The sequence below is a fragment of the Marinobacterium sp. MBR-109 genome, from assembly GCF_040547565.1.
Classification (GTDB): domain Bacteria; phylum Pseudomonadota; class Gammaproteobacteria; order Pseudomonadales; family Balneatricaceae; genus Marinobacterium.
In genome coordinates this window covers 123,359-147,610 of sequence record NZ_JBEPPZ010000006.1, presented here as the reverse complement: position 1 = coordinate 147,610, position 24,252 = coordinate 123,359, and the positions used below count along the sequence as shown (strand labels likewise).

Sequence of the window (24,252 nt, the reverse complement as noted above, 5' to 3'; positions counted from 1 at the left end):
AAAAGCTACCCACTTCGATCACGAATTACTGATAAACAGAGCGATATACTAAACCAGCAAACGTCCGCAATGTGCGCTTCGGCGGAGCCCTACGGCCTGATCAATACTTATCCTCCCTAGCTGAAGAGGATAGAACAATGAGCGAAAACGGTATTGATGCAGAGCATCTGAACCCACCCTGGAACAAGGGTAAACTGTTAGGCCAAAAGCGCCCTCTGAAACTTAAAGAGATTTGGGGCATTCGCATTCGTCTTGAACTTGCCGGCAAAACTCGTGACCTGGCGATGTTTAACCTCGCGATCGATAGTAAGCTGCGCGGCTGTGACTTGATGAACCTCAAAGTAAAAGATATCAGCCACGGTACAACGATCCAGAGTAGAGCCATCATCATCCAACAGAAAACTGGTAAGCCAGTACAGTTCGAAATCACGGAGGAGACCCGAAAGTCTCTACGTGATTGGATCAGCTACAAACGGCTAACTAGCAATGACTTTCTGTTCCCCAGCAGGGTCGTTTCCAACCATCCTATCACTACACGGCAATATGCCCGGATAGTTGATCAGTGGGTTACAAGTGTTGGTCTGGATGTCTGTGACTATGGGACACACACAATGAGAAGGACCAAGCCGACTCTAATATACAGACGTACGCATGACCTGAGAGCAGTCCAGCTACTACTCGGTCATTCGAAGCTGGATAGCACTGTCCGCTATTTGGGAGTGGAGTTGGATGACGCCCTCGTATTGGCCGAACAAACTGATGTTTAAGGGGCTAAAAGGGCCGGCATGCGCTGGCCAAAAGCAAACCTTTGACTGTGATAAATATTATTTGAGAGCGTGGCTGTTTAAAAGTGGGAGAATAGGAAAAACCTACCATGTGAATACCAAACCTGATGTATGACGCGGTGTTAGTACCAGCGAAGGCTGGTACTAACATCACCAGATGGCACATGGCTCCGCGTCACCGGCAGAAGTCGGCGCTTCACTCTTCAAACATGCCTACGCACCAGCCCATCGCTGGTCTACCTGCGCGGAGCCTTGTTGCAACAGTGCGGTTCGTGGGCCTCGTTGTCCTTAATGTTCTGGTCGACAAAGCGATAGTAACTGCGCTTCATCCGGTTCCACCAGCCATTATCAAGCCTGGCCCCCTGCTGCCGGATGACCTCTTCCACCTTGTCCAGGCTGCAGTGCGTCGCATCGTAGGCGAAAGACAGGCTGGATGTCCTGGCGTCATAGCTCACCTGGTCCATGCCGAACAGCTGGTCAATCTCGTCGACCAGGGTCGTCGCGGCCTGTCCACTGACATCGGCCAGCTTGAGCCGGTGACTGACCAGGTTCACTTCCTTCACCCCGGGCTTATGGTCAAGATCACTCATTTGTCTTACCTCCGTTACTCCACAATCACTTCACCCCTGTACATCTGCATCTGGCAGGTAAAGGGATAGCGGCCCGGTTGCAGCGGTGGCAATGCCACCGTCCGGGTCTTGTTCAGCGGCAGCTCCTCACTGATGCCAAAGTCCTTGAACACCACCACACTGGCGCAAGGTGAGGGATCCTTACGCAGAAAATTGAGCTGGGCGCGCTGCCCCGCCTGAATGCGGATATGCGCGGGCGCGTAAACGCCGTCCTGTACTTCAATCGTAATCTCGCCGGCGGCCAGCGCCGTGGCCGGCTCCCGGTACAGCCAGAACCACCAGACGATCAGCGCAATCAACAGCAGCCCAAACAGATTAATCACCATCATGATATTACCTCCCTGTCAGTGTTCCTGTGGCTTGAACAGGCGCAAACGGTTGGCATTGGTCACCACCGTCAAGGACGAGAACGCCATGGCCGCACCGGCAATGACCGGGCTCAGCAGCACGCCGACGAAGGGGTACAGCAGACCCGCCGCCACCGGCACACCGGCCACGTTGTAGATAAATGCGCCGAACAGATTCTGGCGGATATTGCGCAGCGTTGCCCGACTGACCGCAATGGCGTCGGCCAGGCCGTGCAGCGATCCACGCATCAGGGTGACATCGGCACTCTCGATCGCCACATCGGTCCCGGTACCGATGGCAAAGCCTACATCCGCCAGCGCAAGCGCCGGCGCATCATTGATGCCGTCACCGGTCATGCCCACGATCTCGCCCCGCTGCTGCAATTCGGCAACCTTGCCGGACTTGTCCTCCGGCAGTACCTCGGCAAAGAACTCGTCGATGCCGACCTGCTCGGCCACAGCCCTGGCCGTATCCCGGTTGTCGCCGGTAAGCATGACCACACGGATACCGTCCTTCTGCAACCGCCTGATGGCGGCGACCGAATCCTGTTTGATCGGGTCAGCCACGGCGATCAGCGCCAGCAGCCGGTTATCCACCGCCAAGTACATCGGCGTGCGCGCCTGCGCTGCCAGCTGCTGAGCCTGCTCAAGGTGCGCCTCAATGGATATACCCCGGTCACGCATCAGCTTTTCATTGCCGAACAGCAGCATCTGACCATCGACCTGACCTTCCACACCGTGACCGGCAATGGCGTTGAACCCTTCGACACGACCCGGCTTGACCTCCCGCTCCAGTGCCGACTCAACAATCGCCTGTGCCAGCGGATGCTCGGAACCCTGCTCCAGCGTTGCCGCCAGCCGCAGCACCTCCGCTTCTTCAGCCCCCTCGAAGGGGATCACCTCGGTCACTTTCGGTGTGCCCTCGGTGATGGTGCCGGTCTTGTCCAGAATCATCGCGGTAATCTTCGACGCCGTCTGCAGCGCCTGGCCGTTGCGAATCAGTACCCCGGCTTCCGCCGCCTTGCCCACACCGACCATGACCGACATCGGCGTCGCCAGCCCCAGTGCGCAGGGACAGGCGATGATCAATACGGTGGTCGCCGACACGATGGCGAAGGCAACCGCCGGCTCAGGGCCGAAATTGAGCCAGGCCAAGGCACTGATCACGGCAAGGATCATGATCGTCGGCACGAAGTAGCCGGAAATCACATCGGCCAGTCGCCCGATGGGCGGCTTGGAGTTCTGCGCCTGCTTGACCATCGAGATGATCCTGGCGAGCGCGGTATCCTTGCCGACGCGGGTGGCGCGGAACAGCAGCGATCCCGACTTGTTGAGGGTACCGCCAACTACCTCGTCATCCGCTGCCTTTTCCACCGGCATCGGCTCACCGGTCAGCATGGACTCGTCTACCGACGAATGTCCGTCCAGCACTACGCCATCGACGGGAATCTTTTCACCGGGCCTGACCCTGACCTGGTCGTCTTGCTGAACCTGCTCAATCGGGATGTCGATCTCCTGACCGTCGCGCAGCACTCTGGCCGTCTTGGCCTGGAGCCCGATCAGGCGCTTGATCGCTTCCGAGGTGCGGCCGCGGGCACGAATCTCCAGTGCCAGCCCCATGTCAATCAGACCGATGATCATCGCGGTGGCTTCGAAATAGACATGCCGTGCCATCTCGGGCACCAACTGCGGGAAGAACACCACCACCATTGAATACAGCCAGGCCGTTCCGGTACCCAGCGCGATCAGGGTATCCATGTTGGCACTGTGATTACGAAACGACTTCCAGGCACCGACATAGAAATGTCGACCGGAAAACAGCATCACCGCCAGCGTCGCCAGCCCCACCAGCAACCAGCCGATGCGCTCTCCGGTCGTTACAACCGTCATCTCGCCAATGAACAGGCCGTAAATCATCAACGGCACGCCCAAACCCAGGGCGATCACCATCTCGCGGATCAGGCGCTTGTAGTACGCCTGGTCTGCCTGCTCCTTCTCGCTGAGCAGTTCTTCTGCCGACTCGCTCTGCGCCACCCTGGCGCCATAGCCGGCCGCTTCCACCGCCGCGATCAACGCCTGATCGGACACATCGCCAACGACGCTGACGCTGCGCTGGGCAAAGTTCATCTCGGCACTGTTCACACCCGGTACCTTCTGCAGTGCCGCCTCAATCTTGCCGACACAACTAGCGCACCCGGCACCTTCGATCAGCAGTTCGTGCGGACTACTGTCATGACCCGCTGCAGATCCAGCCGCCTCATGATGGCAATGCTCTGTGTGCTGTTTCGCTTCATGCATGTCTTATTACTCCATTGTGGAAATACCGCTATTTCCCCAAGTACAGTATGGGTGATATTCAGCGACATGAAACTTACCACCAGATTACATTTTCGTAAGCAAGGTTCATCAATAGCACCGCTAGATGATCACCCCGTCATTCTGTACCTCGATCTGCTACTCAAAAGCGGACCTGCCAGAACGTGACTGAACCCCAAAGGCCAGGTGAAAAGTTCTCGATCGGGAACCTTACGGAAATATCATCTTGACGTCAGCATAGCGATAAGTGACATCAATATACTGGGCGCTACATGTTTATCAGAGGAAGTAGCGATGACTATCATCAAACCAACCGTGCTGGCCCTGTGTCTGTCCACAATTCCCGCTTTTGCAGTTGCCAATGCGACTCATGAAATCAGCCATGCAGCTAAAGAACCGAATATCGGTCAGGCCGGTATTGCAACCAAGACCACCCGCACCGTCGAGATAACCCTGAAAGACAACTATTTCGACACCGAGACGATCACCGTACAAGCCGGCGAGACTATCCGTTTTGTGCTGAAAAACGAGGGTGGCCTGTTGCATGAGTTCAATATAGGCACGTCGCATATGCACGAAGGACATCAGACCGAAATGCTCAAGATGATGCAGCACGGCATGCTGACAGTGACCGGCATGAACCATGATATGGCTGGGATGGACCACGGCTCAATGCCCGAAATGGAGGGCATGGCGCACAATGATCCGAACAGCATACTGGTCAACCCCGGTGAGACCAGAGAGTTGACCTGGACCTTCTCGGGTGATGCCGAACTGGAGTTTGCCTGCAATATGCCGGGCCATTACCAGGCTGGAATGGTCGGCGAATTCAAGCACGAAGCTTGAAGCCCCTCTTTTTCAGCCCGGTATTAATATGCCGGGGTAGTTGCAGTTCAAGGAGAACCCTATGCGACTCAGTAATACGGCTAGAGGGCTGATCGCCCTCGCGGCGCTTATGCCGCTCGGTGCCCTGGCCGGCACTTACAACCTGACAATCGATCATCAACCGATGACGATTGACGGCAAGGCCAAAACCGCAATGACCATCAACGGCGGCATCCCTGGCCCCACGCTGCACTTCCAAGAGGGTGAAGAGGTTACAATCAACGTAACCAACAAGCTTGATGTCGACAGCTCTATCCACTGGCACGGCCTGCTGTTGCCCTACACAGAAGATGGCGTACCGGGTATCAGTTTCGACGGCATAAAGCCGGGTGAAACCTACACCTACCGTTTCCCGATCAAGCAGGCTGGCACCTACTGGTACCACAGTCACTCCGGTTTTCAGGAGCAGGAAGGTATCTACGGACCGATCGTCATCGAACCGGCAAACCGCGAGCCGTTCAAATTCGACCGGGAATATGTGGTGATGCTGTCGGATTGGTCGGCTGAAACCGGCAACCAGATTTTTTCCAACCTCAAGGGCCAGAGTGACTATTACAACTACAACCAGCAGACGGTCGGCAGCTTTATCGAGGATGCGAAAGCCAAGGGCTTCGGCACGGCCCTGAAGGAACGTCTGGCCTGGGGCGGCATGCGCATGATGCCCACTGACATTAGCGACGTGTCCGGTTACAGCTTCCTGGTCAACGGCAAGTCGACCGATGACAACTGGACCGGTCTGTTCCAGCCGGGTGAGCGAGTGCGACTTCGTTTTATCAACGGCTCGGCGATGAGCTACTTCGATATCCGCATCCCCGGTTTGAAGATGACAGTGGTACAAGCCGATGGTAACAACGTGCAGCCGGTGACTGTGGACGAATTTCGCATGGCGGTCGCCGAAACCTACGATGTGATCATACAGCCGAAGGAAGAACACGCCTATTCGATTCTGGCCGAGTCGATCGACCGCTCGGGATTTGCCCGCGGCACTCTGGCCCCGCGCGAAGGGTTGGCCGGCGAGATTCCCAAGCTGCGGGAGCGCCCGCTGCTGACGATGGCCGATATGAGCATGGCAGGCATGGGAGAGATGGATCATTCCAGTATGCCGGACATGGATAAAGGCAATATGAGGGATATGGATCATTCCAATATGGCGGGCATGGATCACTCACAGATGACAGCTGTCGCGCCGAACAATGACTATGCACCGGGTAGCGGCCTGACCCCCTCCGCCGCCGATGGCGGCAAGTTCCTGGTCTATGGCGATCTCAAGGCGATGACTCCCTACGTCGACTACCGCGCGCCGGACCGCGAGATCGAGCTGCGCCTGACCGGCAACATGGAACGCTATTTCTGGTCGATTAACGGCACCAAGTACTCTGAAGCCGAGCCAATACGGCTGACCTACGGCGAACGGGTACGGATAAAATTCGTCAACGACACCATGATGAACCACCCGATGCACCTACACGGCATGTGGATGCAGCTCGACAAGGGCAACGGCCGGTTCAATCCGCTGAAGCATGTCGTTAATGTCGCACCGAACACCACACTGACGGTGGATGTGCCAGTCGATGCTCTCGGCGAGTGGGCATTCCATTGCCACCTGATGTACCACATGGCGTCGGGTATGTTCCGCAAGGTAATAGTGGAACCGCCAGTCGCTCAGTCTGCCGCACTGTAAGGAGCAAAAGAGATGACTTTTAAGATGACTTATCGGGCGCCCGTGGGAGTTGCGTTGACGGTACTGGCGCTTGGGCTCACTGCAACCGCTAACGCCGCCAGTGCTGACGACGCATTCATGACCAAGGTCATGCTGGATCGCTTCGAGCTGCGCGAACTGGACAACAACGATAAATTGGCCTTCTGGGAAGGTCAGGTCAACGTTCGCAACGATTATCAGGGGCTGGCGTTCAAGACCAACGGCGAGCGCGCCAAAGGTGGCCCCACCGAAAGCGCCGAGTATCAGCTGCTCTATCAACGACTGATTTCAGACTTTTTCGACGCCCAGTTCGGCATCCGTTACGACAATCAGCCGGGACCCTCCCGAACCTATGCGGTTGCCGGAGTGCAGGGACTTGCGCCCTATTTCTTCGAGGTTGATGCCAACCTGTTCCTGAGCGATGAAGGCGATACGTCGGCCCGGCTTGAGGCAGAATATGACCTGCTGCTGACCCAACGGCTGATCCTGCAGCCGGCGGCCGAGATCAACGTCGCCTTCAGCGACGACGAGAAGATCGGTATCGGTACAGGCTTGAGTTCGGCCGAGTTGGGACTGCGGCTGCGCTACGAGCTGAATCGCAAGTTCACCCCCTATCTCGGCGTTCAGTGGGAACGGAAGTTCGGCAACACCGCCGATTATGCTCGCAATGAAGGTGAGGATATCGAGTCAACCGCATTCGTGCTGGGTATCAGCGCCTGGTTCTGATGTGAAGGTGGCGGGGCGTCAGACACAGTTATTCCCCTTCTCTGACGCTCCTTCCTAAACACTCTCCGAGCTTCACACGTGGTACCCAACCAATCCCCCCTAACATAACGACGAGTACAGCGGTTACCTGATATTTTCCGTTTGCCGCGATAATTCCGACGGAGCAAAATGACAAGCCGGTTTGTCCCTAGTCTGCAGGTACCGCAAATAGCAGTATGAAGCCCAGCGCCAGGCTCACCATGAAAAACGCACTCGTTCTCGACTGTTCCGACAAACATTGAACGCAACCAGGCATTGCAGCAGGTAATACAACGCAAAGGCTCTGGACGCCAGGGCAATGACGGTAAAGGTCGAACCGGTCCAGGCCAACACCGTTGTAGCAGCACCAACCAGTAGATAACCCCATCCTGGCTTGAATCGCCTGTGGCTCACCTCCTCAAGGTTCGACACTGCCGCCAGCGTATCGGCTACTGCCGCCGAAAATTGGGATAGCGCCGCTAGGATCAGAGGCATCGATAACAGGGTAGAGACAGTGACTGCGAGGCTGATCAAGCTGTTGTCTTCGTACTGTCCGTTCAACACCGGCACTAGCGGAAGGGTAACAACAACGAAAACGATATAGGCCAACACCAGCGCAATGTCGGAGCCGCGCTCGAGCATGACTGTCAGCCGCTTGTTTCCCGCGGCCAGCACCGGTTCGGCGCAGAGGATATTGTGGCGCACGATGGCGCCGGTCTGGAGCGCGACCACGGAGATCGCCAACATCGCCAGTATGGCATAGGGCCCCACGCCGCTGGCCAGCACAGGTACGATAACGAGAAACCCACTGCCGAATATGGAGGCCAGTGGCGTACTCATCGCAGGGATGATCTGCCGTGGTTGCGGCAACTGACGATCCGGCGAGCAACCGCTCATACACCGACCATCAGCGGTGCTGCTGGTAAACGATGCCGTTAGCTTCCTGCATTTCGCGGATAAATTTCACGATAGCGGTGGACTCCATGAAGCCGACGCTCGTTTGCTTCGGCATATCGCCGTAGGGCCAATGATGCTGGCGTACACCATTGCGCATCGCGTTGTAGATCGATTTATCGTTATGATGCCCCGGGTTATAGATCGGGTGAACCAATGGAGGTCCCTTCATCGTGCCAGTACCGTTCTCGCCGTGACATTTGGCGCAGGTTTCATTGAACGCGCGCTGACCGGTCGCGCCCATCTTGCTGAGTGCAGGCACGGTGACATCGACATGCCCCTTGCGATGGTCCGCCAGTACTACATTAGGCGAAAGCATCACGAGCACCAGTAGGCTGGTGCAGAATTTCATTAGTCTACTCATCAACATGGGTGTTCCTCTTGGCAAACCTTCTTTACTGGGGCAGACGCCCTTCCATACGTCTCTGCCCAGCTCAAACGAACCCTGTCATTACAAGCCCGCTACTTATCCAACCGTTGCTCAAGCAGTTGCTGTATCAGATCCAGGCGTTTATCCATCTGACGATAGGCTTCCATCATACCCATGCAATTCATCTGGCCGCCCATCATGCCCATGCTTTTCATCGTTCCCATACCCCCGCCCTGCTGCATTTCTCCCATCATGCCCATTGTTTCCTGCAACTGCTGACGGTGCGCTTGCATCAGTTCCATTCGTTTTTCAGGGTCGTCAGTGTCCATGATCCGATCCATACCGGACTGCATCTCCCGCATGCGCTGCATCATCGGCAGCATACCGTCCTGACCACCCATCATACCCATGCCGCCGCCCGGCATCGACGACTGAATTGTTGCACCGGCCATCGCCGCTGGCGCTCCATTTTGGGCACTCGCATCCTGATGATGCTCCTGCTGGGCCCAACCAAGAGGGCTGGCAATCGACAGCGCCAGCGTCAGAATTAGCGTCGGTGTTTTCATAGTGTTCACTCCAGTTGCTCTAATTGTCTTTTATTGGCTAAACCCAACGCAGCCGGGATCATTCACTGTGCTGGGGTGCTGACTGCCAAGCGCTGGGTCGGTTTAATCAAACCCAGCCCTCGGTTTGGTAGAGCTAAAAACGAAAAGAAGACCATGCCCATGGTGCATAAACAGGTGCCTTAATGGACAGAGCAAAAGAATCAGACAGGGCAACCAGGCAACAAGATGCGCCAGACCTTCCGTCACCAGGAAACAGCTCAAAATGGCAATCACTTTTGGCGCTATCAGCCCCTTACCGCTTATCCATCGTATAACCTTCGACCTGAATGGTGCCCAAGCTCCAGTAATGGACCAGATTTCAGCTTCAATTAGCAGTATGGCAGGTCAAACTCGACACGGTACTTACCTGAGCATTACATTTTTGTAATGGGTATACGGATTTAATGGTTGATGGGGCACCTTCACCCCATCAATCTGATACCACCCTCAGATGGTTGATAGATCGACTCCGTAGTTGAGTTCCTCTGCGAAGTCCGGCAGTCCGTAACCGATGGTTTTCTTGTAGAAAGGAGAGACCTTCGCAGTCGGTGCCTTCTTCTTGTGCTTCGTGGTGTAGAGCATTCGTGCCCGCATCACCTCGAAGGAGTAACCGCGCCCTTCACGGTTCTTGTCCTTGGCCAGTCGGTTGATGGACTCCGTGTAAGCGTTGGTGACGGGCATGTCCGTCTCGAAGTAGGTCATGGTCTCTTCGCGCCAGTTTCCCACTGCCCTGACCAGATCGCTCCAGACTTCCTTTTGGCCCTTCGGGATGGTGGCTATCCACTCGTCCAGGGCGGCTTCTGCCTGGAGCCGTGTGGTGGCGTCCCAGATGCCGTAGAAGCGCTCCTTGTGCTCGTAGGCGGCCAGCAGTTGCGGGAACGCGCCTGTCCAGGTCTCCATGATGAGGCGCTCCCGGTCTGAGACTTCGTGAGCGCGTTTCAGTAGGATTTTCCGGTCTCCCTTGAGAGTCCGGCTCTGGGACGGTTTCAGCTCCTTTCTGAGGCCCTTGCGCACTCTCTCTAGGGCATCGTTGGCCATGCGCACCACATGGAACTTATCGACCACGTCCTGGCGGCGGGTGGCCAGCAGGTCGAGCAGGGTTCGCTCCTCAATGTTGGTCAGAATGCAGCGGTAGCGCTTGTTCAGGTATAGCTCGTCAATGCCCAGGATGCGGGGCGTCTCGAAGCGGTGCCAGCGCCCCAGGAACTCGGCGCGGGCGTTGAAGATGTCGCGCACCGTCTTCTCGTCCAGGCCGGTCTGTGCCGCCACAAAGGTGTAGGGGTGGTTGAAGGATTCCTTCTCCACGTACTCATGCAGCCGCAGTGTCATACGGAATCCGTCCACCATCTCCGGTAGCTGGGGCCTGAATGTTGTCTTGCAGGCCCGGCAGGTGTATCGGCGGCGGACCACCCAGAGAGTGACCCGCTTGCCGTGGATGGGCAGATCACGATAGGGAACGTCACGCTTGCCGAACCGTACGAACTCACCCTGCACGCCGCATTCCTCGCAGGCGATGGGATCGGGCACGTCCACCTGGAAGTGCATTTCGTCGTCGGTTGATTTGCAGCCCAGTACTTGGTATTGCGGCAGGTGAAGGATGTTGTCGGGAAGTTCGGTCATGGTGTTGTATAGGCGTAGGTGTCAGTCAGATCCATCCGACTCGGCATTGGTGTTTGCTTTTTTACCCAACAAGCTGCTGGAAACGAAAAGTAAGGCACCGAGGACAATTGCAATATCAGCCAGGTTGAAGGCCGGCCAATGCCAGTCTCGCCAATAGAAATCAAAGGAATCCACAACATAGCCGCGAAAGACCCGGTCAATCAGGTTGCCCATGGCGCCACCGAGGATAAGACTGTAAGCGATGGCTTCTCCTTTATGACGATTTTCAAGGATCAGCTTGATCAGAAAAATCGAGACCACTACCGCGATTCCGATAAAAAAGTAGCGCTGCCAGCCTCCACCATTCGCAAAAAGACTGAATGCGGCACCGGTGTTCCATAGGTGCACCCAGTTAAAGAACGGGGTCACCGAAACATACTCGCCATAGGCCATTGATTGCTGCACCAGCCACTTTACAGCCTGATCAGACGCTGCCAGCAGGCCCGATATGGACAATAGGGCATACGGCGAGAGCTTTTTGCCAATAATGAGCATTATTTAACCCTTCAACGCCAAAATGCGTCTGGCACCGTTAAGTACAATGCCCCCCGCGATGGTGCCGATAATCAGATCCGGATAATTGGAACCGGTCCACGCGACCAGGGCGCCGGCGGTGATGACCCCCAGGTTGATCACCACGTCGTTGGCCGAGAATATCCAGCTTGCCTTCATGTGCGCCCCGCCTTCCCGATGTTTGGATATGAGCAGCAGACAACTGGTATTGGCAATCAATGCGACGAATGCGATAGCCATCATCACCAGCGATTCAGGCTCACTACCGAATACAAAGCGTCTCACCACCTCTACGAGCACGCCCACAGCCAAGATCAGTTGCAGTACACCAGCAAGATGCGCGGCACGTACCTGCATTTTCACGCTATGTCCAACCGCATAAAGGGCAAGCCCGTACACCGCCGCATCGGCAAAATTGTCCAGGGATTCTCCAATCAGGCCGGTGGACCGGGCGATCAGACCGGCAGTCATTTCCACCACGAACAGAAGTGCATTGATGCCGAGCAACCAGCGCAGGGTCCCGGATTCTTGCTTAGCAGAAGCTGCCGAAAACTCGGCGGCCTTGATGGTCTCCGGATTTGCAGCGACGGTTTCCTGAAGCGAGGCGCCTAGCCCCAAGGTCTTCAGTTTCGAGGTGACGGGCTCGACCTCGCCGTCATGCACGACCTTCAGCCGGCGGTTCGACAAGTCGAAGGACAGCGCCCGAATCTCCTCAAAGCCGTTCAGGGCTAGGCGAATCATTCGTTCTTCTGATGGACAGTCCATCTTCGGCACGGCATAAACACTGACCCATCTCCCTGGCGCCTCGGAGGAGGCCTGTATATCGGTATCCGCTGCGGACGTTGCATCACCGCCACAGGCGCCACCACAGGATTTGCTCATGATACGACTCCACTTGAACAATGTTGTGGTACCATTTAAAACTATAAAGCTACTATAAGGTCAATAGAGTAAAGAATCCGTTGGGGAGGAGGCTGATGCGCATTGGTCAGTTGGCGCAGTTGGTAGGGGTCGAAACACAGACGATCCGCTTCTATGAACAGCAGGGCTTGTTGCCGCCGCCTGATCGGCAGGACAACGGTTACCGTGTCTATACCGAGAAGCATGGTGAGGGGCTGGCCTTCATCCGTCGCTGCAGAATCCTGGGCCTGTCACTGGCTGAGATTCACGAACTACAGAGCTATCAGGACGACCCTCATCAGCCTTGTACCGCCGTCAACACCTTGCTCGATGATCACATCTCTCATGTGCGGTCGCAGATAACCGCTCTGCAAGCGCTTGAGAAACAACTCGTTTCACTGAGAGCGAGTTGCAACGATGACCGGGAAGTTGAGGCGTGTGGGGTTCTTGCTGGAATTAGCGAAGGAAACATGCACCAGCAGTAGGTGAAGCATCAACCAGATAATCCGATGAGATGCCGGTCTGTCTCACTCTCATGCAAAGGTAAGATCAACCATTTAATCCGCTTACCCTTTGTAATCTAACTGATAATCAAAACAAAGCCAGATGAATATACGACTGGCCATATCGGCAAAGCGACCACTTCGAGCTGTTTCAGCGCACGCTACGCGCCGCAAAGACATTGTAAAGCGGCACCCAGATCAGGGCGAAATACCAGCCATAGCCGTAACTTTCCAGCAGCCCCAGGAAGAAACTACCCCAACTGATCCACTCAAAACCTGGCAACAATGCCCGCCAGCTTTCATACATCGCCTGCTCGGGAAACAACAGGTCGAATCCGACACAGACAGAGAACGAGATCGCCAGGAACAGGCTAGAGGCATGGCCAACGGCAACAAGAGAGACTCGGGTGGTCATGACTGTTCACCTGTCTTGTGGAGATAGCGCTCGGGATCAGCATCGAACTTATCCAGGCAGACACGGGAGCAGAAGCGAAGCGTCTGACCATTATGAACCTTGCCGTAGCCTTGATCCGGCGCAACCTCCATGCCGCAGACGGGATCCCTGTGCGCTTCCCCTCGTTTATGGCCAGAGTGACCATGCCCATGATGATGACCATGGATCATGTGCGCACCGCATCCAAAACGCATCATCAGATAAAACAGCCCTGCAAACACCAGCAAGGATATGAATCCGTCCATCTGTCATCCTCCAGCCCCGCATTCTCTCAATAAGACAGCGATCAGGAAGGTGATTTCGCTCCCGCAGGGCACCTTGTATTTAATCGGATTGTCCAACGGTAGAGCGCATGGCAACAGGCTATTTCCTTGGTGGAACCTTGCTGCAGCACCAAGGTTCATGCCTGGCGTTGTCCAGAACATTCTGGTCGGTGAAGCGATACCAGCCTTCCTTGAAACGATTCCACCAACTCTGATCAAGGTCACTGCCGTAGCGACGTACTATCGCCTCAATCTGCTCAAGCTGCAGAACTGAAGCGTCGTAGGCGATATCCAGTCGCCGTGTGACTGGATCAAGCGCTACACTATCGACGCCAAGCAATGGCTCTATTTCCTGTGCAATAGCTGTCGCTTGCTCGGCATCCAGAGAATCAAGCTTCAGCTTTCGCCGCACCAGATAGACCTCGTGAACACCCGGCTTGTGGTCTGTGTTAGACATGTCGGCCTCCTTATCAAACATCTTGTAATCGATTGTTACCCATAACCATCTGCATCGCCTCGTGCTCTTCCATAGTTATCAGGCTTTGCAATAACTCCTTCGCAGAAGCGGCACCAGCCTGGGCGTGCAGATAGCGATATAGCTCAATCATCTGATTATGCTGATCAATGATTCGGGTCATGACAGTTAGCCCTGCCAATCCCTCTGCGCAAGACTGCAGTATCAATACGCAGCCCTTTACCCTGCATTCAGTATGGTTGAATATTACCGACATAAAACTTACCGGCTGATTACATTTTTGTAATTTTACATAGAGCATGAAAACATCAGATATCCTGATGCACTTAATATCAGGATAGGTTCTTGCGCGACAAGGCATCCGAATATTAAAACGTTGAACTCACCCTTACATTTCCATTGAATCAAGCTGGCCATATCCTTCGATATGGCCAGCAGAAAAGATTATCGACTCTTTATATAATTGTGCAATTTCGTAATAAGCAACATCATTTATGCTTGGCACCGTCCATCATATAACCTTGGGGCCCATCTCCTGAGAGCATCATGTAATGCCGGCTCTGAGCGTTGCGCCGGGAACTGGAGGCCTCTTTATCACTCTTACCAAAGGAGCCTGACATTCCATGCTGCTGGCCTTGCATTTTATACCCTTGAGGCCCTTCCCCTGAAAGCATCATGTAGTGTTCATCCTTACTAGAGCGCATCGATTTTGCCAACACTTTGTCACTTCCGGCAGAGTCATCAGATACACCGTGCTCACGTCCTTCCATCATGTAACTCTGAGGCCCTTCTCCCGACATCATCATGTAGTGCTTTTCTTCAGCGACCGACACCGATGCCACTGATACGAGTAAAGCTCCCAAAACTGCCTGATTGATAGATTTCATCATTTACACTCCATTTGAAAGAATAACCAGATGTTAACGATCAAGCCTGTCTCATGAATTACCCCAAAATTATAATCATGTAATCTTTTTTATAACGCTACTAAATACACTTAAAACCAATTAAAAATCAAACAGTAAGAGGTTAACTAAAAATCTTATTATTCGCGTCCTGCGCCCAGTAAAGACCTTTTTCTAACATGGAAAGCTCCCATACATCTCAAGCCCTCGATCTCCTGATACTTTCTATGATGCTTTGGTTGAAAAGTACTGAAAAAAGCACCTAAACCCCTTCAAACCAGACACATTATGAACATTACTTTTTCGTAATCATGACTATTTACATTATCGATATGGCAAACTTGCTCAGGGCGTCATACTGGTTTCGAAGACCGCAACGGAAACCTGTCTGACTTGCATCCTGACACCGGAAACACAACGTTCGCTTGACCAAGGCTTATGATGTCACTAACGCTTCGTCTGACCCTGCTCTTTTCCCTGGTATCGGCGGCCATACTGTTCGGCCTCAGCCTGCTCATCCAGCACTCGATAGAAGGCCACTTCGCTGCTCAGGACTTCAACGAGCTCAAACCCAAGTTGAACCAGATCGTCAACCTGGTGAAGCCGACACCCGATTCGACCGATACAACACAACTTGCGGCTAAACTCGATGAAATTGCCCATCGCCACCGCCTGATCAGCTTCCGCATTGACACCCTGAGCAGGCAAAACCTGTACACTTCCGGTTCTTTGGACTTTCCCCTGACATCTCTTACGCCGGGTCAAGTATATGAGGCGGAGTGGTCGCAACAGGGCACCGAGTTCCGGGGAACCGCAATTGCCATATCCGAGGAAACAGCTTTTGGTCAAGGCGTCGTCATCGCTATCGGTATCACAACGTCTCGACATACTCTTTTCATGGAGACATTCATGAGGCAACTCCTGTCCTTCATTCTCATCGCCATACTACTGAGTAGCCTGCTCGGATGGCTGGCCGTTAAAAAGGGCCTGTCGCCCTTACGAATGATCAAGTCGAAAGCACGGGCGGTCAGTGCCGAGAGGCTCGACCAGCGCTTGCCACTGGAATCCGTGCCCACAGAAATTGCAGACTTGGTCAATGAATTAAACCTGATGCTGGATCGACTGGAAGCATCGTTCAGCCGATTGACGCACTTCTCATCGGACATTGCCCACGAGTTGCGTACCCCTCTGAGCAATATGATGACACAGACCCAGGTTTCCCTGTCCCAGTCACGCACCTTGGCTGAATACTCGGACATTCTGGCTTCGAACCTTGAAGAACTCGAGCGTATGTCACGCATGATTTCCGATATGCTCTTTCTTGCCAAAGCCGAGAATGGGCTCGAGCTACCCTCAAGCTCCTGTATAGATCTTGCCACCGAAGTGGAGAAGCTATTCAATTTCTACGAAGCGCTGGCTGACGAAAAACAGATTAAGCTGCAACTACAGGGAAAGGGTACTGCTCAAGGGGATCTCATGATGATCGACCGGGCGCTCAGTAACCTGATATCCAATGCCATACGCCATACTTTTGAAGGCGCCGAAATAAGGATCGACATACAAACTCATGGGGATCAATCACTCGTGACGATCTGTAATCAGGGGCCGCCGATCTCGGAACATGACCAACGTTATATCTTTGACCGCTTCTACCGTTGCGACCGGGCCCGCGCCCATGGTTCAAATGATGGCACAGGGCTTGGCCTGCCAATCACCCGCGCCATCGCCCACGCGCACGGCGGAGAGGTATCGGTATGTTCCAATACCGAGGAAACCTGCTTTACCCTGTCACTCCCGGTACACAACCGCTAACGCTATACTGAAACTGATGCTTGAGGAGGTCAGATTGAAACTGCTGATTGTAGAAGACGAGGTAAAAACAGGCGATTACCTGCGCCAGGGACTGGGCGAAGCTGGCTTCGTTGTCGACCTGGCCCGTACCGGCATGGATGGTTTGGCACTTTTAATGGAGGAACGTTACGACCTGGTGATACTTGACGTGCTGCTGCCAGAGCTGGACGGATGGCAGATTCTACAGGCGATCAGAAAACGTGACAGTTCCACGCCGGTCATGTTCCTGACCGCACTCGACGACGTCGATGACCGGGTCAAGGGGCTTGAACTGGGTGCCGATGACTACCTGATCAAGCCCTTCGCCTTTTCCGAACTACTGGCACGCGTCCGAACATTGTTGCGCCGGGGCCGTAGCCCTTCAGAAACTACTCTGCTGACCGTAGCGGATCTTGAGCTGGACCTGATCAAGCGCAAGGTCAGTCGTCAGAAGCAACGTATTGATCTGACCGCCAAGGAGTTTTCGCTCCTTGAATTGCTGATGCGTCGTAAGAGTGAGATTCTGCCTCGTTCACTAATCGCATCGCAAGTATGGGATATGAACTTCGACAGTGATACCAACGTGATCGAAGTTGCCGTACGCCGGCTGCGCAGCAAGGTCGATGACCCCTTTAACAACAAGCTTATTCACACGGTCCGAGGCATGGGGTATGTACTGGAGGAGCGCACCTGAGGCATCAGTGCACCGGCCCTACCAGTACCGCCAGCACCGTGGTAACGGCAAGAATCGCCATGCCTACGGCCTTTTCCAGCATCAGCGAGTGCTTCATCGAACGAGCATCACCAACATGCTTGAGCGCTGGAACCAGATAGAGTTTGTGGAAAGCGGCCAATGCCAGAATTGCACCAACCAATGCTACCTTGAGTATCAGCCAGAAACCGTATTGACTGGTGATCAGGTCAGCTGACCAGCCGGTCAGGCGGTAGCTAAGCACCATGCCTGCGACAAGCACTAAAAGCACGACTGGCAACGCTAGCCTGCCGAATAGCTCCAGTACTTCATGACTCTGCTCAGAGTCGAGCTGGTGTGTGACCAGCCAGAGCGGAAACAGCGAGCCCATCCACCAAGAAATCAGTAGCACATGTGCCGTCAAGGTCACCGCTGACAACATGCCTTCACTTTGAACATGGCCGCTCAGCGTGTAGGAGAACGCCAGTGTAACCATGCCGGCCACGGCCGTGACCAACTGCAGCCAGTGCATGGGACCGGTATTATCCGAGCGCAGGTTGATATAGTGGGAAACCCCCAGCAACAGCATACCCAATCCTGCCCAGATCAGAGCATCGCCCGCCGTGGACTGCCACATGAGCTGCAACATGACAGGCTCGAACATCCCGCTGACTCCGGCTTCAGCCAGCGCACCTGCACGAATCAGGAAGTGGGTGATCAATGCCAGAGGCGCCAGCAGAATACCTGTCAGGGTGTATCGCTTAAGAGCAGGGCCGATAGCCCTGTAACGGTGCAAGAGCCATTCGCCGGCAATACCACCCACCGCGATCGCCATTCCCAGATAGAGCACCCAGCGTGAAGTCAGTGTCAGCCATTCCCAATCGCTCACAGTACCTCCTCCAACCAGTGAAATTCATAGGTTTTTGAAATATACCCCGGGCAACAGGGGCCTGCTCATTGCAATCACCCGAAGCCATTGTTCCTTACTAGCGTTGCTGCAACTCCTGTTTCAGCTTGCGATAGGTATCCATATCGATCTCCCCGCGCGCCAGTCGCTGGTCGAGGATGTCAAGCGCATCCTGCGCCCCCCGATCCTCAGAGCTGCTCGGCCCTTTCAGCCATTTGACCAAAGCCACGATCAGCAACACCATCAGCAGCCAAAACAGAATCATATGGACGCCGCCGAACAGCATCCAGCCCCAGCCATGGACCTGATAATCACCCCACATGGCGGTACCTCCTCATTCACCCGGTCGGGCCGGGCCTGCAGCACAGCGCTGCAGGCAGCCCGGTTCGTTTAGTGCTGCATGAAGCCAAAGGAACCTTTCATCTTGTGCCCATCGTCACCCATGGTGGTCCAATGCACGGTGTAGTTGTCCGGCTGCAGCATCGGTACCGGCACGCTGAACTGCTTGCCCGGCTCCATCATCGGGCTGAAGTCGATCGACACCGGGCGGTTATCGGAACTGATCAGCTTGACGTTGACCAGGCGAACCGGCATGCCGAAGTTCAGTTTGAGTTCGCCGACCTGTTCCATCATCATCGCCCCGTCCATCGGGTGGCTGTCCATCATGTCAGTGTGTGCCATAACCGGTGCGGACAGTGCAATCAGACCGGCAGCCAGCAGGGATTTGAACATACGCATTATCGTGTTTCCTTTTCTGTGGTTGTATCGGAGTGAGCTGCCGGAAATTCAGCTACCAGCGACTCTAGAGTAAGCGTTTTCATTGAACGCCTGCGCCACAAATAGTAGACAGCAGGCAACACTAAAAGGGTCAAAATCACGGCACTGACCATGCCACCGACCATCGGCGCGGCGATACGGCTCATCACTTCAGAACCGGTGCCGCTGCCGTAGAGGATCGGCAACAGGCCGACAATGATCGCGGCAGCTGTCATCATCACCGGTCGCACGCGCAGACCGGCACCATGCAGCACCGCATGGCGCAGGGTTTCCTCGCGCGGCACCACCTGGTGCGCAGCACAGCGCTGCAGCATTTCACGCCAGGCCTGGTTCAGATACACCAACATGATGACGCCGATCTCGACCGCTACCCCGGCCAGGGCGATAAAGCCCACGCCTACGGCAATGGAGAAGTTGAAGCCCTGCCAGTACATAAGCCAGACGCTGCCCACCATTGCCAGCGGCAGTGTGCCCATGATGATCGCCACCTCGGTCAGGTTGCGGAAGTTGAGGTAAAGCAGCACTACAATGATCGCCAGAGTGAGCGGGATCACGTAGGTCAGTTTCTCCTTGGCCCTGAGCATGTATTCGTACTGCCCGGACCAACTGATCGAATAACCGGCCGGCAGCTCCAGTTCGTCGGCCACCACCGCCTGTGCCCGGCTTACATAGGTACCCAAATCCACGCCGTCGATGTCGATGAAAGCCCAGCCGTTCAAGCGCGCGTTTTCACTCTTGATACCGGGCGGGCCGTCTTCGATGTAGATATGCGCCACATCTCCCAGGGCGATACGCTGCCCCGCCGGGGTCACGATCGGCAACAACGCCAGCTGCTCCGGCGAGTCGCGGTATTCCTGCGGATAGCGCACATTGATCGGGTAGCGCTCCAGCCCCTCGATGGTCTGGGAGACGTTCATCCCGCCCACAGCACTGGCCACGATCTGCTGGATATCGGCAATATTGAGGCCGTAACGCGCCGCATCACCTCGCTGAATATCCACCTTAATGTAGCGCCCGCCGGCCACACGCTCGGAATACACCGACGCCGTCCCCGGCACTTCCTTGAGGATGGTTTCCAGTTGCTGGCCAATCGCCTGAATCTGCGACAGCTCCGGCCCAGCGATCTTGATGCCGACCGGGGTCTTGATACCGGTGGCTAGCATGTCGATACGGGTCTTGATCGGCATGACCCAGGCGTTGGTCAGCCCCGGCAGTTTGACCAGCGCATCCAGCTCCTGCTTGAGGCTTTCGGTGGTCACACCTTCACGCCATTCGTCCCGCGGTTTCAGCTGAATAAAGGTCTCGATCATGGTCAACGGGGCCGGGTCGGTGGCCGACTCGGCACGGCCAACCTTGCCGAACACGCTCTTAACCTCCGGTAGGGTCGCAATCAGCTTGTCGGTCTGCTGGAGCAGCTGCCGTGCCTGCCCAATGGAAATGCCGGGATAGGTCGTCGGCATGTACATCAGGTCACCCTCATCCAAATTGGGGATGAACTCGCTGCCGATTTTGTCGACCGGCCAAAAGCCCAGCGCCAGCACCGCCAACGCCCCAAGGAGGGTCATTTTCGGGTACTTCAACACGCCTTTCAGCGTCGGCATGTATACCGCCGTCAGCAAGCGGTTGATCGGATTCTTATGTTCCGGCAACACCTTGCCGCGAATGAAATAGCCCATCAGCACCGGTACCAGAGTGATCGCCAGTGCCGCAGCAGCGGCCATCGCATAGGTCTTGGTGAATGCCAACGGTGAGAACATGCGCCCTTCCTGGGACTCCAATGTAAATACCGGCACAAAGCTGACGGTGATGATCAACAAACTGAAAAACAGAGCAGGCCCCACCTCACTGGCCGAATCCGCCACCACCTTCCAGCGGTTCTCCGGTGTCAGCGGCGTGCGCTCCATGTGCTTATGCATGTTCTCGATCATCACGATGGCGCCGTCGATCATCGCCCCGATGGCGATGGCGATACCACCCAGCGACATGATGTTGGCGTTGATGCCCTGCAAATGCATAACGCCAAAGGCTGCCAGAATACCCACCGGCAGGCTGACAATCGCCACCAGCGACGAGCGGATATGGAACAGGAACAACATGCAAACCAGCGCCACCACCAAGAACTCCTCCAGCAGCTTGTGCCAGAGATTTTCGACGGCGCGACCGATCAGGCCGGAACGGTCATATACAGTGACGATCTCCACCCCGTCCGGCAGGCCGGCCTTCAGGGTTTCGAGCTTGGCCTTCACCCCTTCGATGGTCTTCTGGGCGTTCTCGCCAAAGCGCATGACCACCACGCCACCAACTACTTCTCCGTCTCCGTTCAGTTCGGCAACGCCGCGGCGCATCTGAGGCCCAACGCCGATCTCGGCCACATCCTTGAGCAACAGTGGCGTCCCTTTGACGTTCACCCCAAGCGGAATGCTTTCAAGGTCTGTCACACTCTGGATGTAGCCGCTGGCACGTACCATGTACTCAGCCTCGGCCAGCTCCACTACCGAGGCGCCCACCTCCTGGTTACCCCGGCGTATGGCGTTCTGTACCTGGGCCAGCGGGATGTTCAGCGCCCGCAGCTTCTCCGGATTGACCTGCACCTGGTACTGCTTGACCATGCCGCCGATCGCAGCAACCTCGGACACACCGGGAACCGTCTGCAGCTCGTATTTCAGGAACCAGTCCTGCAGCGAACGCAGCTCGCCAATATCATGCTGGCCGCTGGTGTCCTGCAGGGCATAGAGATACACCCAGCCGACACCTGTCGCGTCCGGCCCCAGCTGGGGACGGGCATTCTCCGGCAGCGAGGGTGCCACCTGAGACAGGTATTCCAGTACCCGGCTACGCGCCCAGTAGATATCGGTATCCTCGTCGAAGATGACGTAGACGTAGGAATCACCGAAAAACGAGAAGCCACGTACGGTTTCGGCACCGGGCACCGACATCATGGCGGTGGTCAGCGGATAGGTGACCTGGTCTTCGACCACCTGCGGCGCCTGGCCGGGGTAGCTGGTCTTGACGATTACCTGCACATCGGACAGGTCCGGTATCGCATCGACCGGGGTATTTTTCAGCGACCAGGCGCCCCAGCCCAGCAGCAGCAGAGTGGCCAGCAGCACGAAGAAGCGGTTGCCGACCGACCAGCGAATAACAGATTCAATCATTGGGCCTCCTCACTGCTGCCGGAAGCGTCCTGATCCATGGTATGCATGCTGTGATCCATGGCGTCCATCGCAGGCGAATCCGTCCCTCCTTCGCCCGGCTCGGTGATGAAGGCGTCAACAACCTCATAACCGCCGCCGTCGAGCTTGCTTACCTCTATCTGCCCCTTGGCACCAGGGGCCAACTCGGACATATCGACAAACTCGGAGACATTGAAGTCCATGCGCATTTCAGGCCAGCCCCAGTCGGGAATGGCTGCATGGCTAACGTTGATCTTGCCCTGCTCAGGCATCACCGCATTGACCGTGGCATCCACCCAGACACGGGTCGGCCTGGCCTTGGGCGCGCTGTCCCCCGCCTGACTGTCAGCTTCCGCGTTCGCCATGAACACGTCACTGATCTCATAACCGCCCGCGTCCAGCTTGCGCACTTCAACCTGCCCCTTGGCACCCGGGGTCAGTTCGGTCATATCAACAAGCTCGGAGACCGCGAAGTCCATGCGCATTTCGGGCCAGCCCCAGTCGGGAATCGCGGCATGGTTAACGTTGACCTTGCCCTGTTCGGGCATCACCGTATTGACGGTGGCATCCACCCAGACCCGGGTCGGCTTGACCTTGGGCGCGCTACTGTCTTCCTGAGCGACAGCACTGCCGGCCTCCTCATCCCCGTAGTACATACGCTTGAAATCGGAGGTCTTGCTGGATTCGGAATCGAGCAGGAACTGGGCCGAGGTGACCACCCGCTCTCCCTCGCGGACTCCGTTCAGGACTTCGATTCGGTCGCCGTCACTGCGGCCGGTACGCACATGCACCGACTTGAAACGGCCCTCGCCCAGCGCCAGCACCACCCGGTTGTTGCCACCACCACGGATCACCGCCTCACGGGGCACACTGAGAATATCGCTCGCGGTCTCGTTGTGGATCTGCACCTGTGCAAACATGTTGGGTTTGAGCAGGTGATCGGCGTTGTCGAAACGCATGCGCACCCTCAGGGTACGGGTATCCGAATCCAGAGTCGGGTAGATGTAATCCACGCGTCCCTGCCATTCGCGTCCCGGCAGATAGTCCAGCTCCATGCTGACCGGCAGGCCGGGCTTAACCAGGCTGGCCTGACGCTCGAACACTTCCGCCTCAACCCAGACCTCATCAAGGCTGCCGATGGACATCAGCGTCATGCCCGGCTGTACAAACAGCCCCTCGCGCAAGGTAAAGTCATCGACTACCCCGGTAATCGGGGCGTAGAAAGTGACAGTTTGCGAGACCTTGCGCTCACGGCGCAGTGTCTTGATCACTTCATCAGACACGTTCAGCGAGCGCAGACGGGACTCCGCGGCCTGCGCCAATCGGCTGTCACCACGACCCAGTGCAAATAGCAGTTCCTCCTGGGCATTGACCAGCGCCGGCGAGTAGAGCTCGTACAGTGGCTGCCCCTGCTCGACCGGTTCACCGGCTGCCTGCACATGAATCCGCTCGACCCAGCCTTCCACGCGAGGGTGCAGGTGCACGATCCGATCCTGGTCGTACTGCACATAGCCGACGGTGCTGACTTCAAAACTGAGGGCACTGTGCGCAACACTGGCGGTTCGAACGCCCAGATTGTTGACCACTTCAGGCGATATCCGAATGGTCCCGGCGCCCTCATCAGGGCCGGAGGTCGCGTCTTCCTCGTAGACCGGAATCAGATCCATCCCCATGGGCGACTTGCCGGGCTTATCACGCCGGTAATTGGGATCCATGGGGGCCACCCAGTAAAGCGGCTCGGGTTCACCCGAGGCGTTGGAGCCACTGCTGGTTGCAGAGTTAGCCCCCGGATTCAGGACATAAACCGCCCCGCCGCCGATCACACCACCCAGGACCAGTACGCCCAGAAATTTAACCGTTCCATTCAT

27 protein-coding genes are annotated in these 24,252 nt (G+C 55.9%); 7 read left to right on the top strand and 20 right to left on the bottom strand.

What is annotated here, in order from left to right; translation table 11 throughout:
• The first annotated feature begins 137 nt into the window (after positions 1-137).
• On the top strand, positions 138-767 hold the full coding sequence (locus tag ABIE60_RS09835; protein WP_242530005.1) for a tyrosine-type recombinase/integrase: 630 nt from the start codon (positions 138-140) through the stop codon (positions 765-767).
• Positions 768-1,021: 254 nt separating this feature from the next.
• On the opposite strand, the gene ABIE60_RS09830 is transcribed toward ABIE60_RS09835, so the two are convergent.
• Genes ABIE60_RS09830 through ABIE60_RS09820 form a run of 3 tightly spaced genes read right to left on the bottom strand, consistent with a single transcriptional unit; the run spans position 1,022 to position 4,059 of the window.
• Positions 1,022-1,375, bottom strand: coding sequence for a cation transporter (locus tag ABIE60_RS09830; protein WP_206835653.1), 354 nt, complete (start codon positions 1,373-1,375; stop codon positions 1,022-1,024).
• 14 nt (positions 1,376-1,389) lie between these two features.
• Positions 1,390-1,743: a cupredoxin domain-containing protein gene (locus tag ABIE60_RS09825; RefSeq protein ID WP_206835655.1), complete on the bottom strand. Its 354-nt coding sequence runs from the start codon at positions 1,741-1,743 to the stop codon at positions 1,390-1,392.
• A 15-nt stretch (positions 1,744-1,758) separates the two neighbouring features.
• Positions 1,759-4,059 (bottom strand): heavy metal translocating P-type ATPase, encoded by a 2,301-nt coding sequence (locus tag ABIE60_RS09820; protein ID WP_206835658.1) that lies wholly within the window; start codon positions 4,057-4,059, stop codon positions 1,759-1,761.
• 312 nt (positions 4,060-4,371) lie between these two features.
• Between ABIE60_RS09820 and ABIE60_RS09815 the strand changes: the two genes are divergently transcribed.
• The 3 genes from ABIE60_RS09815 to ABIE60_RS09805 all read left to right on the top strand — a co-directional run bounded on the left by ABIE60_RS09815 (position 4,372) and on the right by ABIE60_RS09805 (position 7,387).
• Positions 4,372-4,923 (top strand): cupredoxin domain-containing protein, encoded by a 552-nt coding sequence (locus ABIE60_RS09815; RefSeq protein WP_206835660.1) that lies wholly within the window; start codon positions 4,372-4,374, stop codon positions 4,921-4,923.
• A gap of 61 nt (positions 4,924-4,984) precedes the next feature.
• Positions 4,985-6,643 (top strand): copper resistance system multicopper oxidase, encoded by a 1,659-nt coding sequence (locus ABIE60_RS09810; protein WP_242530006.1) that lies wholly within the window; start codon positions 4,985-4,987, stop codon positions 6,641-6,643.
• 12 nt (positions 6,644-6,655) lie between these two features.
• Positions 6,656-7,387, top strand: a complete 732-nt coding sequence (locus tag ABIE60_RS09805; protein WP_206835662.1) for a copper resistance protein B — start codon at positions 6,656-6,658, stop codon at positions 7,385-7,387.
• Positions 7,388-7,621: 234 nt separating this feature from the next.
• On the opposite strand, the gene ABIE60_RS09800 is transcribed toward ABIE60_RS09805, so the two are convergent.
• The 7 genes from ABIE60_RS09800 to ABIE60_RS09770 all read right to left on the bottom strand — a co-directional run bounded on the left by ABIE60_RS09800 (position 7,622) and on the right by ABIE60_RS09770 (position 12,388).
• Positions 7,622-8,302 carry an Aq_097 family APC-type transporter gene (locus tag ABIE60_RS09800; RefSeq protein ID WP_502914949.1) on the bottom strand — a complete coding sequence of 227 codons (681 nt, stop codon included), beginning with the start codon at positions 8,300-8,302 and terminating at the stop codon, positions 7,622-7,624.
• A 10-nt stretch (positions 8,303-8,312) separates the two neighbouring features.
• Positions 8,313-8,723, bottom strand: coding sequence for a c-type cytochrome (locus tag ABIE60_RS09795; RefSeq protein ID WP_206835668.1), 411 nt, complete (start codon positions 8,721-8,723; stop codon positions 8,313-8,315).
• A 98-nt stretch (positions 8,724-8,821) separates the two neighbouring features.
• On the bottom strand, positions 8,822-9,295 hold the full coding sequence (locus tag ABIE60_RS09790) for a hypothetical protein (RefSeq protein WP_206835671.1): 474 nt from the start codon (positions 9,293-9,295) through the stop codon (positions 8,822-8,824).
• A 102-nt stretch (positions 9,296-9,397) separates the two neighbouring features.
• A complete protein-coding gene (locus tag ABIE60_RS09785; protein WP_341868537.1) occupies positions 9,398-9,568 on the bottom strand; it encodes a DUF2933 domain-containing protein in 171 nt (56 codons plus the stop codon).
• A gap of 213 nt (positions 9,569-9,781) precedes the next feature.
• Positions 9,782-10,954, bottom strand: coding sequence for a transposase (locus ABIE60_RS09780; protein ID WP_206835674.1), 1,173 nt, complete (start codon positions 10,952-10,954; stop codon positions 9,782-9,784).
• 21 nt (positions 10,955-10,975) lie between these two features.
• On the bottom strand, positions 10,976-11,488 hold the full coding sequence (gene lspA, locus ABIE60_RS09775; RefSeq protein ID WP_003821921.1) for a signal peptidase II: 513 nt from the start codon (positions 11,486-11,488) through the stop codon (positions 10,976-10,978).
• Between the two features lie 3 nt (positions 11,489-11,491).
• On the bottom strand, positions 11,492-12,388 hold the full coding sequence (locus ABIE60_RS09770) for a cation efflux transmembrane domain-containing protein (RefSeq protein ID WP_004364974.1): 897 nt from the start codon (positions 12,386-12,388) through the stop codon (positions 11,492-11,494).
• Positions 12,389-12,483: 95 nt separating this feature from the next.
• On the opposite strand from ABIE60_RS09770, the gene cadR reads away from it, so the two are divergent.
• Positions 12,484-12,891 (top strand): Cd(II)/Pb(II)-responsive transcriptional regulator, encoded by a 408-nt coding sequence (gene cadR / locus ABIE60_RS09765; RefSeq protein WP_007148576.1) that lies wholly within the window; start codon positions 12,484-12,486, stop codon positions 12,889-12,891.
• Between the two features lie 169 nt (positions 12,892-13,060).
• Here cadR and ABIE60_RS09760 read toward each other — a convergent pair whose 3' ends face one another.
• The 5 genes from ABIE60_RS09760 to ABIE60_RS09740 form a co-directional block, all read right to left on the bottom strand.
• Positions 13,061-13,324 (bottom strand): DUF5676 family membrane protein, encoded by a 264-nt coding sequence (locus ABIE60_RS09760; RefSeq protein WP_206835717.1) that lies wholly within the window; start codon positions 13,322-13,324, stop codon positions 13,061-13,063.
• A complete protein-coding gene (locus ABIE60_RS09755) occupies positions 13,321-13,608 on the bottom strand; it encodes a YHS domain-containing protein (RefSeq protein ID WP_206835719.1) in 288 nt (95 codons plus the stop codon). Before ABIE60_RS09755 ends, ABIE60_RS09760 begins: the two co-directional genes overlap by 4 nt.
• 118 nt (positions 13,609-13,726) lie before the next feature.
• On the bottom strand, positions 13,727-14,083 hold the full coding sequence (locus ABIE60_RS09750; RefSeq protein ID WP_206835723.1) for a heavy-metal-associated domain-containing protein: 357 nt from the start codon (positions 14,081-14,083) through the stop codon (positions 13,727-13,729).
• A 13-nt stretch (positions 14,084-14,096) separates the two neighbouring features.
• The gene (locus tag ABIE60_RS09745; RefSeq protein WP_206835725.1) at positions 14,097-14,264 is read right to left on the bottom strand and encodes a hypothetical protein; all 168 of its coding nucleotides are present in this window, start codon (positions 14,262-14,264) and stop codon (positions 14,097-14,099) included.
• Between the two features lie 325 nt (positions 14,265-14,589).
• Positions 14,590-14,991: a hypothetical protein gene (locus ABIE60_RS09740; protein ID WP_206835728.1), complete on the bottom strand. Its 402-nt coding sequence runs from the start codon at positions 14,989-14,991 to the stop codon at positions 14,590-14,592.
• Between the two features lie 456 nt (positions 14,992-15,447).
• Between ABIE60_RS09740 and ABIE60_RS09735 the strand changes: the two genes are divergently transcribed.
• Both ABIE60_RS09735 and ABIE60_RS09730 read left to right on the top strand, forming a co-directional pair.
• Positions 15,448-16,818, top strand: a complete 1,371-nt coding sequence (locus ABIE60_RS09735; protein WP_354469228.1) for a heavy metal sensor histidine kinase — start codon at positions 15,448-15,450, stop codon at positions 16,816-16,818.
• Between the two features lie 34 nt (positions 16,819-16,852).
• Positions 16,853-17,530 carry a heavy metal response regulator transcription factor gene (locus tag ABIE60_RS09730; RefSeq protein WP_354469227.1) on the top strand — a complete coding sequence of 226 codons (678 nt, stop codon included), beginning with the start codon at positions 16,853-16,855 and terminating at the stop codon, positions 17,528-17,530.
• 4 nt (positions 17,531-17,534) lie between these two features.
• On the opposite strand, the gene ABIE60_RS09725 is transcribed toward ABIE60_RS09730, so the two are convergent.
• The 5 genes from ABIE60_RS09725 to ABIE60_RS09705 form a co-directional block, all read right to left on the bottom strand.
• Positions 17,535-18,416: a CopD family protein gene (locus ABIE60_RS09725; protein ID WP_206835738.1), complete on the bottom strand. Its 882-nt coding sequence runs from the start codon at positions 18,414-18,416 to the stop codon at positions 17,535-17,537.
• Between the two features lie 97 nt (positions 18,417-18,513).
• Positions 18,514-18,756, bottom strand: coding sequence for an SHOCT domain-containing protein (locus tag ABIE60_RS09720; RefSeq protein WP_206835743.1), 243 nt, complete (start codon positions 18,754-18,756; stop codon positions 18,514-18,516).
• Between the two features lie 68 nt (positions 18,757-18,824).
• Positions 18,825-19,172: a copper resistance CopC family protein gene (locus ABIE60_RS09715; RefSeq protein ID WP_206835748.1), complete on the bottom strand. Its 348-nt coding sequence runs from the start codon at positions 19,170-19,172 to the stop codon at positions 18,825-18,827.
• Positions 19,172-22,366: an efflux RND transporter permease subunit gene (locus tag ABIE60_RS09710; protein ID WP_206835752.1), complete on the bottom strand. Its 3,195-nt coding sequence runs from the start codon at positions 22,364-22,366 to the stop codon at positions 19,172-19,174. Before ABIE60_RS09710 ends, ABIE60_RS09715 begins: the two co-directional genes overlap by 1 nt.
• Positions 22,363-24,252 carry an efflux RND transporter periplasmic adaptor subunit gene (locus ABIE60_RS09705; protein ID WP_354469226.1) on the bottom strand — a complete coding sequence of 630 codons (1,890 nt, stop codon included), beginning with the start codon at positions 24,250-24,252 and terminating at the stop codon, positions 22,363-22,365. Before ABIE60_RS09705 ends, ABIE60_RS09710 begins: the two co-directional genes overlap by 4 nt.